The sequence below is a fragment of the Pseudomonas sp. WC1 genome (genome assembly GCF_050586565.1).
Lineage (GTDB): Bacteria > Pseudomonadota > Gammaproteobacteria > Pseudomonadales > Pseudomonadaceae > Aquipseudomonas.
Genome location: NZ_JBOBDQ010000004.1, coordinates 153913 through 167711 on the forward strand (window position 1 = coordinate 153913; position 13799 = coordinate 167711).

Below are 13799 nucleotides of genomic sequence, written 5' to 3' on the forward strand. Positions count from 1 at the left end.
TTAGCGGTCCACGTCAGCCATAACGAAGTCGATACTGCCCAGGTACGCGATCAGGTCCGCGACCATGCTGCCTTTGATCACCGAAGGGATCTGCTGCAGGTGCGGGTAGCTCGGGGTACGGATCCGGGTGCGGTAGCTCATGGTGCCGCCATCGCTCGTCAGGTAGTAACTGTTGATGCCCTTGGTCGCCTCGATCATCTGGAACGACTCGTTGGCCGGCATGACCGGGCCCCACGAGACTTGCAGGAAGTGGGTGATCAGGGTCTCGATGTGCTGCAGGGTGCGCTCTTTCGGCGGCGGCGTGGTCAGCGGGTGATCCGCCTTGTACGGGCCTTCCGGCATGTTGCGCAGGCACTGGTCGATGATGCGGATGCTCTGGCGCATCTCCTCGACACGGACCATGCAGCGATCGTAGGCATCGCCGTTGTGGGCCAGCGGTACTTCGAATTCGAAGTTCTCGTAGCCGGAGTAGGGGCGCGCCTTGCGCAGGTCGAAGTCGCAACCAGTGGAGCGCAGGCCGGCACCGGTGGTGCCCCAGGCCAGGGCTTCCTTGGTGTTGTACGCGGCAACGCCGATGGTACGGCCCTTGAGGATGCTGTTCTGCAGGGCAGCCTTGGTGTATTCGTCGAGGCGCTTGGGCAGCCATTCGACGAAGTCCTTGACCAGCTTGTCCCAGCCGCGCGGCAGGTCGTGGGCGACGCCACCGATGCGGTACCAGGCCGGGTGCAGGCGGAAACCGGTGATCGCCTCGATCACGGTGTAGGCGCGCTGGCGGTCGGTGAAGGTGAAGAACACCGGGGTCATGGCGCCGACGTCCTGGATGTAGGTACCCAGGAACAGCAGGTGGCTGGTGATGCGGAAGAATTCGGCGAGCATGATGCGGATCACGTCGACCTTCTGCGGCACCTGGATGCCGGCCAGCTTTTCCACCGCCAGTACGTACGGCAGGTTGTTCATCACCCCGCCGAGGTAGTCGATACGGTCGGTGTAGGGGATGAAGCTGTGCCACGACTGACGCTCGGCCATCTTCTCGGCGCCACGGTGGTGGTAGCCGATGTCCGGGACGCAGTCGACGATCTCTTCGCCGTCCAGCTGCAGGACGATACGGAAGGCACCGTGGGCCGAAGGGTGGTTGGGGCCGAGGTTGAGGAACATGTAGTCCTCGTTGGCGCCCGAACGCTTCATGCCCCAGGCTTCCGGGTTGAAACGTGCCGATTCCTCTTCAAGCTGCTGCTTGGCCAGGGTCAGGCTGTAGGGGTCGAATTCGGTGGCGCGGGCCGGGTAGTCCTTGCGCAGCGGGTGACCTTCCCAGGTCGGCGGCATCATGATGCGGCTCAGGTGCGGGTGGCCGGCGAAGTCGATGCCGAACATGTCCCAGACTTCACGCTCGTACCAGTTGGCGTTGGGCCAGATGCCGGTCACGGTGGGCAGGTTCAGGTCGCCTTCGCTCAGCGACACCTTGATCATCACGTCGCTGTTACGCTCGACCGACAGCAGGTGGTAGAACACGCTGAAGTCGGCGGCCGGCAGGCCGCGGCGCTGAGTGCGCAGGCGCTCGTCGACGCCGTGCAGGTCGTACAGCATGCTGTACGGCTTGGCGACGTTGCGCAGGAAGGTGAGGATTTCCTTGAGCTGGGCACGCTTTACCCACAGTACCGGCATGCCGGTACGGGTTTCCTGGGCGACGAAAGCGTCGGCGCCGAATCGGTTGTGCAGTTCGACGACCACATCCTGGTCGTCAGCCTTGTAAGGCGGAATATAAATAGCGTTGTCCGCTGTCATGGTCTCGGTCGCTTTGGGTCAACGTTAAGAATGAAGCCAGGCCGCCGGCTCCTGGGGGAGCGGGCGGCAGGTCGCTGGATCAGACTTCGTCGGGGCTGCGCAGGTTGGTTACCGCGATACGCTGTTCGCGACGCAGGTCTTTCTGGGCGGGCATCTCGGCACGGTAGATGCCTTGATCGCCAACCACCCAGGAAAGCGGGCGTCGCTCCTGGCCGATCGACTCCTGCAGCAGCATCAAGCCTTGCAGGAACGCCTCGGGGCGCGGTGGGCAGCCAGGCACGTACACGTCCACGGGGAGGAACTTGTCGACCCCCTGAACGACCGAGTAAATGTCGTACATGCCGCCGGAGTTGGCGCACGAGCCCATGGAGATGACCCACTTGGGTTCGAGCATCTGCTCGTACAGGCGCTGAATGATCGGCGCCATCTTCACGAAGCAGGTACCGGCGATGACCATGAAGTCGGCCTGACGCGGCGAGGCCCGGATGACTTCGGCGCCGAAGCGGGCGATGTCGTGGGGCGCCGTGAAGGCCGTGGTCATTTCCACGTAGCAGCAGGAAAGGCCGAAGTTGTACGGCCAGAGGGAGTTCTTGCGACCCCAGTTGACCGCGCCACGCAGCACATCTTCGAGTTTCCCCATGTAGATGTTCTTGTGGACCTGGTCTTCCAGCAGTTGATCGGTGACGGTTTCCCGTTCACCGACCGGATACTGCTCGTTAGGTGCGTCCGGATCGATTCTGGTGAGATTGTATTGCATGCCAAAGCCTCATTGTTTCAGCTTCGCTTGCCGCTTGCGGCGACCTTCGGGAGCCCAATCGAGCGCCCCGACGCGCCATAGGTAGACAAGACCTGCCAACAGAATTGCTATGAAAACGAGTGCTTCGACGAATCCGGTCCAGCCGCTTTCGCGGACGGACACAGACCATGCATACAGGAAGAGGGCTTCGATATCGAAGATCACGAACAGCATCGCGACCAGATAGAATTTGGCGGACAGGCGCAGGCGGGCGCTGCCGACGGGCAGCATGCCGGATTCGAAGGGTTCGTTCTTGGCGCGACCCCAGGCCTTGCTACCGAGCAGGCTGGACAGGCCGAGCATGAAGGCACACAGGCCGACGACACCCAGGAGGAAGATGGCAAAGCCCCAGTTGTGGGCGATGAGTCCTGCCGAATCGGACATGCTAGAAATCCTTATACAGAGACCCAGCTCTGCAGTCTGAAATAAGTAGAGCGGCGACGTGGTGTCGCAGACGCAGTGACCAAATGTCGCAGCTGAATCAATCGCGCTGATTTTATGGGTAAACCCAGTGCAAGTAAAATTTCCGTTGCAAATTTATTCGTAGGTTTAAGAACAAAAATCTTTCGTAACTGGCTGAAAGCCTTGAGTTTCGGGCATTGCACGTGGATTTGTTAATTATGTTTCTTACCTCGCGTAATGACTGGCTAGTTGCGTAATGATAATTAATATCATTTAACCTGAGCTGTATTGTTTTAGCTGTTCTGGGCCTTGCAAAGTTCATCAGCCGATCTGCCCACTTGCAAATGCGAAAAACTCTCGTTCTAGCAGCTTCCGGCGCAGCGCGTACCGCTCTGGATCAATGCTTTGTCGTTTGTGCTGCGGCTGACCGACGCGGCGATGAGCCACTGGCCAAGCCAGTAGGACAGGATGATCAGGTACTCGGCAGCGGCAAACGGGCTGACGAAGCGGTCGATGCCGATCAGGCTGTCGGAGAAGACGAAGGCGCAGGCACCCAGTGCGGCGACACCGCCGCAGGCCAAGGCGCGCCAGAGCATGCAGCCGATCGCCAGGGCATACAGCGCCACCGGGATCAGCAGTGGGCCCAGGCCGTGGCTGGCGAGCAGGCCGAACAGCGAGGCGCCCACCAGCAGTGCGAGGGCCAGTGACGGGTAGCCCGGGCGCTGGGTCAGGCTGCAGTAACCGCGAAGGTACGCCAGGTGGGCGCAAAGGAATGCGGCCAGGCCGAACACGAACAGATCGCGGGGGATGGCCAGGAGGATGTCGCCCAGTACCGAGAAGGCCAGTCCGATCATGATCCAGCGACGGTAGGGCGTGGTGGGCATGGTCCTAAGCCAGGCGATCAGTGCCAGTACCGGAATGGGTTTGACCAGCAGGCCAAGCAGGGCATTGTCGCTCGCCAGTGCATATAGATAGCAGGTGGCGGCTGCGACGGCGATGGTGAGCAGGTGGCCAGGGCGGGGCATGGGCAGTCCTTGCTATGGGGTAGCCACAAGCTTAGACCTGATCTGCAACTTTGCTGGTGCGACGCGATTGCTGTAGGAGCGGCTTCAGCCGCGATCACCCGCGAAGCGGGTGCCAGATACCGCGTTGCCTGCATCGCGGCTAAAGCCGCCCTAAAAAAAGCGGAAAGCCCAGGAACCTTGCGGAACCTGGGCTTTCTGTTCAGTTCACCAGACTCAGTGGAACTGCTCTTCCTCGGTCGAACCGGTCAGTGCGGTTACCGACGATGCACCACCCTGGATCACGGTGGTCATGTCGTCGAAGTAGCCAGTGCCGACTTCCTGCTGGTGCGCCACGAAGGTGTAGCCTTTACTGGCGTCGGCGAATTCCTGCTCTTGCAGCTTCACGTAGGCGGTCATGTCGTTGCGGGCGTAGTCGTGCGCCAGGTTGAACATGCCGTGCCACATGTTGTGGATGCCGGCCAGGGTAATGAACTGGTGCTTGTAGCCCATGGCCGACAGCTCGCGCTGGAACTTGGCGATGGTGGCGTCGTCCAGGTTCTTCTTCCAGTTGAAGGAAGGCGAGCAGTTGTACGACAGCAGTTGGTCCGGGTATTCCTTCTTGATCGCTTCGGCGAAGCGACGGGCTTCGTCCAGGTCCGGCTTGGCGGTTTCGCACCAGATCAGGTCGGCATACGGCGCGTAGGCCAGGCCGCGGGAGATCGCCTGGTCGAGGCCGGCGCGGACTTTGTAGAAGCCTTCACGGGTGCGGTCGCCGATCACGAACGGCTGGTCGTACGGGTCGCAGTCGCTGGTCAGCAGGTCAGCGGCGTTGGCGTCGGTACGGGCCAGGATGATGGTCGGTACACCGGCAACGTCGGCGGCCAGACGGGCAGCCACCAGCTTCTGTACGGCTTCCTGGGTCGGTACCAGTACCTTGCCGCCCATGTGGCCGCATTTTTTCACCGAGGCCAGCTGGTCTTCGAAGTGCACGCCAGCGGCGCCCGCTTCAATCATGTTCTTCATCAGTTCGTAGGCGTTCAGTACGCCGCCGAAACCGGCTTCGGCGTCAGCCACGATTGGTGCGAAGTAGTCGATGTAGCCTTCGTCACCTGGGTTCTTGCCAGCTTTCCATTGGATCTGGTCGGCGCGGCGGAACGAGTTGTTGATGCGCTTGACCACGGTCGGTACCGAATCCACCGGGTACAGCGACTGGTCGGGGTACATCGACTCGGCCGAGTTGTTGTCGGCGGCAACCTGCCAGCCGGACAGGTAGATGGCCTGGATGCCGGCCTTGACCTGTTGCACTGCCTGGCCGCCGGTCAGGGCGCCCATGCAGTTGACGAAATCTTTTTCTGGGCGGAAGGACGGGTGGGCACCTTGGGTGACCAGCTTCCACAGTTTTTCCGCGCCCTGGCGAGCCAGGGTGTGCTCTGGTTGCAGCGAGCCACGCAGGCGAACGACATCGGCGGCGGTGTAGGTACGGGTCACGCCTTTCCAGCGCGGGTTTTCGGCCCAGTCTTTCTCGAGGGCTGCAATTTGCTGTTCGCGTGTCAGTGCCATGGAAATAAACCTCGTCGCATCGATCTTGAGTGTAATTGTGCTGATGCTCGGATACGCGGGTCAGAGGGCCAGGCTGTGCTGTCCGGGGGAGTGCGGCGGCGAACGGGGAAGTGCGAAGGGGAAGGGTGGGCAGGCCAGGCGAAGGTGTGCCCTGCAGGTTGGCTCGTGGATGCCTTGCTGCGGTGCGACGCGATTGCCAGAACTGCGGTGATGCGCTTCCGTCCCTCGGGACAACTTCTTCGTTGCAGTCGCAATCCCGTCGAACCGCCTTGTGGGCCGTATGGACACGAGGTGCCTCCACGGTGGGAGGAGCGCACCTCGAAGACCCTTGCCAGGGCCTCTGATTAGCGGGAGCGAGGCCATCATGCCCTTGGCGAAAAGAGCCTGTCAAACATTTTGTAGTGCTTTTTTAGGCTTACTACATCTTTGGTCTAATGCGACTTGGCGGTCAGTTTCAAGGCCCTTGGTCGAGCCCTTGAATTGCCTGGGTTCAGTCGAGAAGGTCGACTTTGACCCGCAAAGTCATGTTTTCACCGCGCTGGGTGCTGTAACTGAGGCTTGACGCGCTGCGATCGGACTGACTCTGCTGGTTGAATCCGGCCAGGGTGATCCACTCGCCGAGCTTGCCGGTGACGGTCGTGTCGGTGCTCTGCACTTTCACTACATCGGCACGTTCCTGGCTCATTCGGTCGTTATTGGTGCTGATTTGCAGGCGAACGTTATCACCGCTCAGGCGTGGCGTGACGTAGAAGCCCTGGGTAACGTTGCGGTATTCGGTGTTGCTCTGGATGCGCCCGTAACCGTCGGTGGAAGTACTGGTGACGGGGATGCTCTGGCCCACCTGGATCAGTGCCGGCTGGCCGTCGCTGGCCTGTACCTGCTGCATGCCGCCTTCGCGGTTGGCGGTGCCGTAGCGGATCACGCGGGCATTGCCGCGGTTGTCCTGGAAGTTGCTGTCGTTGTTGTCGACGCTGATCAGCAGGCGTTTGGGCGCGGTGTCGAGCTGTTGCAGCAGGGCGCGCAGATCGTCAATGCGTTCCTGGCTGGCGTTGACGATCAGCTTGTCCTCGAAGGTGCTGACGCTGCCGTCCTTGCCCAGGAAGGACTGGGCGGCGGGCAGCAGTTCGGCGCTGCTGCGGTGTTGCAAGGGAATGACCTCGGTGGCGGCCTGGGCCGTAAGGCTGGCGGCCAGCAGCAGCGAGGCGAGGAGGGGGCGTAGCGGCATGTCCATGATCTCCGCGGGTGGAATGGACATGATGGCAAATTTGTCGGCATCTTGCTGGTTGTGGATCACAGCGGCATGCACAGGTCGGCTTTTCAGTGGTTGCAGTCAGGCAAATTCCGTAACATCCCGATCCTCGATTTCGAGCTCATTCCCTCGGTATTACGCTCCCACGCAGCGTAATGCCGGGGTTGTTTACAGGAACTCCATGAAACCCGCACGCCTACGCGCCGACCTGCTCGCCGGCCTCACCACTTCGTTCGCCCTGGTACCGGAGTGCATCGCTTTCGCCCTGGTGGCCCACCTCAACCCGCTGATGGGCCTGTACGGCGCCTTCATCATCTGCACCCTGACCGCGCTGTTCGGCGGCCGCCCGGGGATGATCTCCGGCGCCGCCGGTTCGATGGCGGTGGTCATCGTCGCCCTGGTGGTGCAGCACGGCGTCCAGTACCTGCTGGCCACGGTGCTGCTGGGCGGGCTGGTGATGATCCTGTTCGGCGCCCTGCGCCTGGGCAAGCTGGTGCGCCTGGTGCCGTACCCGGTGATGCTCGGCTTCGTCAACGGCCTGGCTATCGTCATCGCCCTGGCCCAGCTGGAGCACTTCAAGGAAGGCGAGCACTGGCTCAGCGGCGCGCCGCTGTACCTGATGATCGGCCTGGTGGCGTTGACCATGCTGGTGGTCTACGTGCTTCCCAGGCTGACCCGCGCCGTGCCGCCGGCGCTGGTGGCGATCCTCGGCGTCGGCCTGCTGGTCTACCTGCTTGGCCTTCCAACCCGCACCCTCGGCGATATGGCGCACATCGCCGGCGGCCTGCCAAGACTGGCGCTGCCGGACATCCCCTGGAACCTTGAGACCTTGAAGATCATCGCGCCTTACGCGGTGCTGATGGCCATGGTCGGCCTGCTGGAAACCCTGCTGACCCTCAACCTCACCGACGAGGTCACCGAGAGTCGTGGTTACCCGGACCGCGAGTGCATGGCCTTGGGCGCGGCCAACATGGTCTCGGGCCTGTGCGGCGGCATGGGCGGCTGCGCGATGATCGGCCAGACCGTGATCAACCTCAGCTCCAATGGCCGTGGCCGACTGTCGGGCGTGGTGGCGGGGGTGATGATCCTGCTGTTCGTGCTGTTCCTGTCGCCGTTGATCGAGCGTATTCCGCTGGCGGCGCTGGTCGGGGTGATGTTCGTGGTGGCCCAGCAGACCTTCGCCTGGGCATCGCTGCGGGTGCTGCACAAGGTGCCGGTGAGCGATGTGCTGGCGATCATCGCCGTGACCGTGGTCACGGTGTTCACCGACCTGGCCACGGCGGTGCTGTTCGGTATCGTCATCGCGGCCATCAATTTTGCCTGGCAGCACGCGCGCGAGCTGTATGCCGACAGTCATGAGGACGCCGAGGGGGGCAAGCATTACCAGGTGCACGGCACGCTGTTCTTCGCCTCGACCACGCCGTTCCTCAACCAGTTCGACCCGGTCAACGACCCGGCCAAGGTGACGCTGGATTGCCAGCACCTGAGCTTTGTCGATTATTCGGCGATCGCGGCGCTCAAGACCCTGCGCGAGCGCTATGCCAAGGCGGGCAAGCAGTTGCGGGTGGTGCATCTTTCCGAGCGCTGCAAGAAGCTGTTGAAGCGGGCAGGGGAGCAGCATTGAAGGCAATGGTTGCCTGCACCGGCCCTATCGCCGGCTTGCCGGCGATAGGGCCGTTATAGGAGAAAGGCTTACTCCCCGCGGTTTTTCTTGACGATGGTGTCGGCAATGCTCGCCGGCGCCTCGGCGTAGCGGGTGAACTCCATCGAGAAACTCGCCCGGCCCTGGGTCATCGAGCGCATCGCGGTGGCGTAGCCGAACATCTCGCCTAAAGGCACCTCGGCACGGATCACTTTGCCGGCCGGGGTTTCGTCGCCATCCTGGATCATGCCCCGGCGCCGGCTCAGGTCGCCGAGGATATCGCCCTGGTACTCCTCGGGCGTCACCACCTCGACCTTCATCACCGGCTCCAGCAGCACCGCGCCGCCTTTCTGCGACAGCTGCTTGGTGGCCATGGAGGCGGCAATCTTGTAGGCCATCTCGTTGGAATCGACGTCATGGTACGAGCCGTCGAACACCGCCGCCTTGAGGTTGATCAGCGGGTAGCCGGCAAGCACGCCGTTCTTCATCTGCTCCTCGATGCCTTTCTGGATCGCCGGGATGTATTCGCGCGGCACCACGCCGCCGACAATCTCGTTGACGAACTCCAGCCCTTCCTTGCCTTCGTCGCCGGGGGCGAAGCGGATCCAGCAATGGCCATACTGGCCGCGTCCGCCCGATTGGCGCACGAAACGCCCTTCGATTTCGCAGGTGTTGCGGATCTTCTCGCGGTAGGCCACCTGCGGCTTGCCGATATTGGCTTCGACGTTGAACTCGCGGCGCATGCGGTCGACGATGATGTCCAGGTGCAACTCGCCCATGCCGGAGATGATGGTCTGGCCGGTTTCCTCGTCGGTCTTGACCCGGAACGACGGGTCCTCCTGGGCCAGCTTGCCCAGGGCGATGCCCATCTTCTCCTGGTCGCCCTTGGTCTTCGGCTCCACCGCCACCGAGATCACCGGGTCGGGGAAATCCATGCGTTCAAGGATGATCGGCTTGTCCATGTCGCACAGGGTGTCGCCGGTGGTCACGTCCTTCATGCCGATCAGTGCGGCGATATCGCCGGCGCACACGTCCTTGATCTCGGCGCGCTGGTTGGCGTGCATCTGCACCATGCGGCCGATGCGCTCCTTCTTGCCCTTCACCGAGTTGAGCACCGCATTGCCCGAGCTGAGCACTCCCGAATATACCCGGGCGAAGGTCAGGGTGCCGACGAACGGGTCGGTGGCGATCTTGAAGGCCAGGGCCGAGAACGGCTCCTTGTCGTCGGCGTGGCGTTCCAGGTGCTTGTCTTCATCGTCCGGGTCAGTGCCCTTGATCGCCGGGATTTCGGACGGGGCGGGCAGGTAGTCGATCACCGCGTCGAGCATCAGCGGCACGCCCTTGTTCTTGAATGACGAGCCGAGGATGGTCGGGACGATTTCGTTGGCGATGGTGCGTTGGCGCAGGGCGGCCTTGATTTCCTCGGTGGTGAATTCCTCACCTTCAAGGTACTTCAGGGTCAGTGCTTCGCTGGCATCCGCCGCCGCTTCCAGCATATGGGCACGCCACTCGTCGGCCAGGGCCTGCAGTTCAGCGGGGATCGCTTCCTCGCGGTAGCTGGTGCCCTGGTCGGCATCGTTCCAGTAGATGGCTTTCATCTTCACCAGGTCGATCTGGCCGATGAAGTTCTCCTCGCTGCCGATGGCCAGCTGGATCGGCACCGGGTGGTGGCCCAGGCGCTGGTCGATCTGTTTCACCACACGCAGGAAGTCCGCGCCCTGGCGGTCCATCTTGTTGATGTAGGCCAGGCGCGGCACATGATACTTGTTGGCCTGGCGCCACACGGTCTCGGACTGCGGCTCGACCCCATCGGCGCCGCTGAACACCACCACCGCGCCATCGAGCACGCGCAGCGAGCGCTCCACCTCGATGGTGAAGTCGACGTGGCCTGGGGTGTCGATGATATTGAAGCGGTACTTGTGCTCGAACTGCTTGGTCGAGCCCTGCCAGAAGGCCGTGGTGGCTGCCGAGGTGATGGTGATGCCACGCTCCTGCTCCTGAGCCATCCAGTCCATGGTCGCGGCGCCGTCGTGCACCTCGCCCATCTTGTGGTTGACCCCGGTGTAGAACAGGATCCGTTCGGTGGTGGTGGTCTTGCCGGCATCCACGTGAGCGACAATGCCGATATTGCGGTACAGCTCGATGGGAGTCGTGCGGGCCATGGCGGGTCACCTGCGGGTGAGGATTCTCCCAAGGTAGCAGAGCGGGAGAATCCTGCCGGGGCGACCGTCAGTCGGCGAGCACCTGCAGCTGCCACTGGCCCTCGGCTTCACGCGCCAGGCCGCTGGCCGGCAACAGGGCCAGCAGGCGTTCGTGCAGGGCCGCGTCGGTGAAGGCCTTGAGGGTGGCCATGTCCAGCGCGCCGACGGTGATCAGTTCGGCCTTGGTGTAGGACAGCCAGGCCTTCTTCAGCACCATCAACACGTCGCTGCCGGCGGTGCTGGCGAAGCGTCGGTGCAAGGTGCGGCCTTCCAGTTCGAAACTGTGGCGGTGGCTATAGCTGCTCTCGTCACCATTGCCCTCAATGCAGCGGTGGCAGCGGCAGGGGCCGTCGCCGAAAGCGTTGCGCAGGTAGGCATTGAAGTCCACGACGGGCTTGAGGGTCAGGCGTTTGTCGACCTCGAACAGGTCGGCGATCAGGGGAAGTTCTGCGCTCACTCGGTATCCTCGCGTGGTGTGGCGTGCATCGGCGGGCACCCTAACAGATCGGGGCGGGGGAGGCCATGCCGTACCATCCATGAGGCCGCTAGAGACAACAACCACCGTCTGCCGTACCCTAGCGCCAATTTTCGCACCCTACCCCGAGGTAACCCCGCTTGAGCAGCAAGTACCCCTACATCGCCACCGTGACCGTCAGCGCCGAAGACCGTGGGGGCGACACCGAGGCTTCGGAAAACAGCAACATGCGCGTGGGCCTCGAGGCGGTAACCGAAGTGCTGAAGAAGGTGCATTTTGTCGGTACGCTCGCGGCACCGGAAAAAGGCGCCACGCACATCTGCGTCACGCTGGAGAATGGCCTTACTTACTACGGCCTGATCGTCAACGGTCATGCCGAACTCGAAGGCGGCTGGATCGCCTTCGAATGCGACATGCCCACCCCCGAAGAGCTGGGCCTGTAAGCCTTACCCCAGTTCAGCCAGGCACTGCTCGAGGATATCCAGCCCTTCCTCGAGCACCTCGGCCTCGATGGTCAGCGGCGCCAACAGGCGGATGATATGCCGCGCCTTGCCACTGGGCATCAGCAGCAACCCCTTGGCACGCGCCGCCTCCAACACCTTGGCCAGTTGCGCCGGTGCCGGGCTGCCATCGCCGTTGACGAACTCCAGCCCGCGCATGGCGCCGACGCCGGTCAGGCGGCCGAGCGAACTGGACAAGCCTGCGGCTTTCCAGCGTGCATGGCGTGCGACGATGGCCTGTTCCTGGCGTTCGCCCCAGGTGGCGAGGTTGGCGTCGGTCATCTGCGCAAGGCTCGCCAAGGCCGCCGCACAGGCGATCGGATTGCCCGAGTAGGTGCCGCCCAGGCCGCCCTTGGGCAGCGAGTCCATGATCTCCCGGCGGCCGACCACCGCGCCCAGGGGCATGCCACCGGCGATGCTCTTGGCCAGCAGCAGCAGGTCCGGCTCGATCCCCAGTCGCGGGAAGGCGAAACGCTGCCCGGTGCGGCCGAAACCGGACTGGATCTCGTCGACGATGATCAGTATCCCGTGGCTGTCGCAGAAGCGGCGCAAGGCCTGGGCAAAGCTCGGATCGAGGGCGAGGAAACCACCTTCACCCTGCACCGGCTCGAAGATGAACGCCGCCACGTCCTCCACCGCCAACTCCACGTTGAATAGGCGTTCCATGGCCTTGAGCGCCTGTTCGCAGCTCACCCCGGTGTCCGGGCTGGGGTAGGGCAGGTGATAGACCGGGCCTGGCAGTTCCCCCACGCGTTGCTTGTACGGGGCAACCTTGCCATTGAGGTTGAGGGTGGCCAGGGTGCGGCCATGGAAGCCGCCGTCGAAGGCGACGACAGCGCGCTTGCCGGTGGCTCCGCGGGCGACCTTCAAAGCGTTTTCCGCCGCTTCCGCGCCGCTGTTGGTGAGCATGCCGGCCAACGGGTAGTTGACCGGGACGAATTCACGCAGGCGCTCCATAAGCTTCAGGTAGGGGCCGTGGGGCGCGGCGTTGAAGGCGTAGTGGGTCAGGCACGTGGCCTGCTGCTGGATCGCTTCGACTACTGCGGGATTGCAGTGGCCCAGGTTGAGCACGCCGATGCCGCCGACGAAGTCGATGTAGCGCTTGCCGGTGATATCCCAGACTTCGGCATTGCGACCATGGGAAAGCGTGATCGGGTGAACGATGGCAATGGACTGGCTGATGCTTGGCTGATTCATGTGCGCGGCGCCTGTGATTCGATGGCGTGAATATCGAAGCGTGCCGGGGGTATCCGCAAACGATTTATTGGATTGCTGTCATTCCTTTGAGTCATGAAATTATGCGGGGCCTGCCTACGCCGCCTGCTTGCTGGAATCGCGCCAAGATAAAAGGCGGCTGTCCCTTAAGGGGCAGCCGCCTTTTGCTGTTTCGCTTCGAGCCTTCGACCGTTGGGGTCAGTGGCGACGCTTGTGCTTGCGGTTGCTGTCACCCATGTGGTTGCCGATGGCGCCACCGGCCGCGCCGCCCAGGCCGGCACCGATGGTCGAACCGTTGGAGCCGCCAAGCTTGCCGCCGATCAGCGAACCGCCCGCCGAGCCCAGGCCGCCACCGATGGCCGCTTCGGTACGGTTGCCCTTGCGCGCGCCGACCGCGCTGCCGGCCGCGCCACCGAGACCGGCGCCGATGGCCGCACCGGTGCTGCCGCCGATCTGTTTGCCCACGACGTTGCCCAGGGCGCCACCCAGGCCGCCGCCGATGGCCGCGGTGCCGTCACCGGCGAAAGCGCCCTGGCAGAGCAGCAGGCCGAGGGCGAGGGAAGGCAGAGTCAGACGCATGTTATGAACCTCAGGGGAGTCATCAGGGGGGGATTGCCGCACGGTCGCGGCAAGTCAGGGTTGCAAGGACGCTTCAGCGGTAGTAGCGGTCACGGTACTGGCGATCGTCATCGTCACGGTCATGACGATGGTGGTGACGGTGGCCGCGGTCACGATCGCGCCAGCCATCGTCATCATCGTGGTAATGGTTGCTGTAGCAGCCGCCGAGCAGCAGCAAGGTGGCGACCATGGAAAGGCTTGCAAGGCGTGTCATCACGATATAGGTCCTTGATCTGCAACGGTTTACGCGGTACCTCCTGAGACCGAAGGCGATCGATTTGGTTCTTCGGCGCGCAAGATTTTATTGCGGCGGCGATGAACGGCAGCGGCGATTCACCTAGTGTGGTGTTTTGCA

13 protein-coding genes are annotated in these 13799 nt (G+C 62.9%); 2 read left to right on the top strand and 11 right to left on the bottom strand.

Features of this window, described 5'->3' with window-relative positions; all coding sequences use genetic code 11:
* The 6 genes from nuoC to ACQ4OD_RS03280 all read right to left on the bottom strand — a co-directional run bounded on the left by nuoC (nt 1) and on the right by ACQ4OD_RS03280 (nt 6799).
* Nucleotides 1-1782: an NADH-quinone oxidoreductase subunit C/D gene (gene nuoC / locus ACQ4OD_RS03255; protein WP_023630474.1), complete on the bottom strand. Its 1782-nt coding sequence runs from the start codon at nt 1780-1782 to the stop codon at nt 1-3.
* Between the two features lie 79 nt (nt 1783-1861).
* Nucleotides 1862-2539, bottom strand: coding sequence for a NuoB/complex I 20 kDa subunit family protein (locus tag ACQ4OD_RS03260; protein WP_008096180.1), 678 nt, complete (start codon nt 2537-2539; stop codon nt 1862-1864).
* Nucleotides 2540-2548: 9 nt separating this feature from the next.
* Nucleotides 2549-2962, bottom strand: a complete 414-nt coding sequence (locus ACQ4OD_RS03265; RefSeq protein ID WP_011534614.1) for an NADH-quinone oxidoreductase subunit A — start codon at nt 2960-2962, stop codon at nt 2549-2551.
* Nucleotides 2963-3342: 380 nt separating this feature from the next.
* A complete protein-coding gene (locus ACQ4OD_RS03270) occupies nt 3343-4005 on the bottom strand; it encodes a lysoplasmalogenase (protein WP_430943874.1) in 663 nt (220 codons plus the stop codon).
* A gap of 213 nt (nt 4006-4218) precedes the next feature.
* Nucleotides 4219-5544, bottom strand: a complete 1326-nt coding sequence (aceA, locus tag ACQ4OD_RS03275) for an isocitrate lyase (RefSeq protein ID WP_023630475.1) — start codon at nt 5542-5544, stop codon at nt 4219-4221.
* 490 nt (nt 5545-6034) lie between these two features.
* Entirely contained in the window at nt 6035-6799 is a 765-nt protein-coding gene (locus ACQ4OD_RS03280) for a secretin N-terminal domain-containing protein (protein ID WP_173862476.1), read from the bottom strand.
* Nucleotides 6800-6974: 175 nt separating this feature from the next.
* Between ACQ4OD_RS03280 and ACQ4OD_RS03285 the strand changes: the two genes are divergently transcribed.
* Nucleotides 6975-8417 carry a SulP family inorganic anion transporter gene (locus tag ACQ4OD_RS03285; protein WP_198753963.1) on the top strand — a complete coding sequence of 481 codons (1443 nt, stop codon included), beginning with the start codon at nt 6975-6977 and terminating at the stop codon, nt 8415-8417.
* Nucleotides 8418-8485: 68 nt separating this feature from the next.
* Here ACQ4OD_RS03285 and fusA read toward each other — a convergent pair whose 3' ends face one another.
* Entirely contained in the window at nt 8486-10597 is a 2112-nt protein-coding gene (fusA, locus tag ACQ4OD_RS03290) for an elongation factor G (protein ID WP_198753964.1), read from the bottom strand.
* 67 nt (nt 10598-10664) lie between these two features.
* Nucleotides 10665-11093, bottom strand: coding sequence for a hypothetical protein (locus tag ACQ4OD_RS03295; RefSeq protein ID WP_430943875.1), 429 nt, complete (start codon nt 11091-11093; stop codon nt 10665-10667).
* Between the two features lie 158 nt (nt 11094-11251).
* Here ACQ4OD_RS03295 and ACQ4OD_RS03300 point away from each other — a divergent pair, with 158 nt between their 5' ends.
* Nucleotides 11252-11554 (top strand): hypothetical protein, encoded by a 303-nt coding sequence (locus ACQ4OD_RS03300; RefSeq protein ID WP_046855047.1) that lies wholly within the window; start codon nt 11252-11254, stop codon nt 11552-11554.
* A 3-nt stretch (nt 11555-11557) separates the two neighbouring features.
* On the opposite strand, the gene ACQ4OD_RS03305 is transcribed toward ACQ4OD_RS03300, so the two are convergent.
* The 3 genes from ACQ4OD_RS03305 to ACQ4OD_RS03315 all read right to left on the bottom strand — a co-directional run bounded on the left by ACQ4OD_RS03305 (nt 11558) and on the right by ACQ4OD_RS03315 (nt 13658).
* Entirely contained in the window at nt 11558-12808 is a 1251-nt protein-coding gene (locus tag ACQ4OD_RS03305; protein ID WP_430943876.1) for a 2-aminoadipate transaminase, read from the bottom strand.
* Nucleotides 12809-13024: 216 nt separating this feature from the next.
* Nucleotides 13025-13405: a glycine zipper domain-containing protein gene (locus tag ACQ4OD_RS03310; RefSeq protein WP_110700784.1), complete on the bottom strand. Its 381-nt coding sequence runs from the start codon at nt 13403-13405 to the stop codon at nt 13025-13027.
* A gap of 73 nt (nt 13406-13478) precedes the next feature.
* On the bottom strand, nt 13479-13658 hold the full coding sequence (locus ACQ4OD_RS03315) for a hypothetical protein (RefSeq protein WP_110700782.1): 180 nt from the start codon (nt 13656-13658) through the stop codon (nt 13479-13481).
* Between the last annotated feature and the right edge of the window lie 141 nt (nt 13659-13799).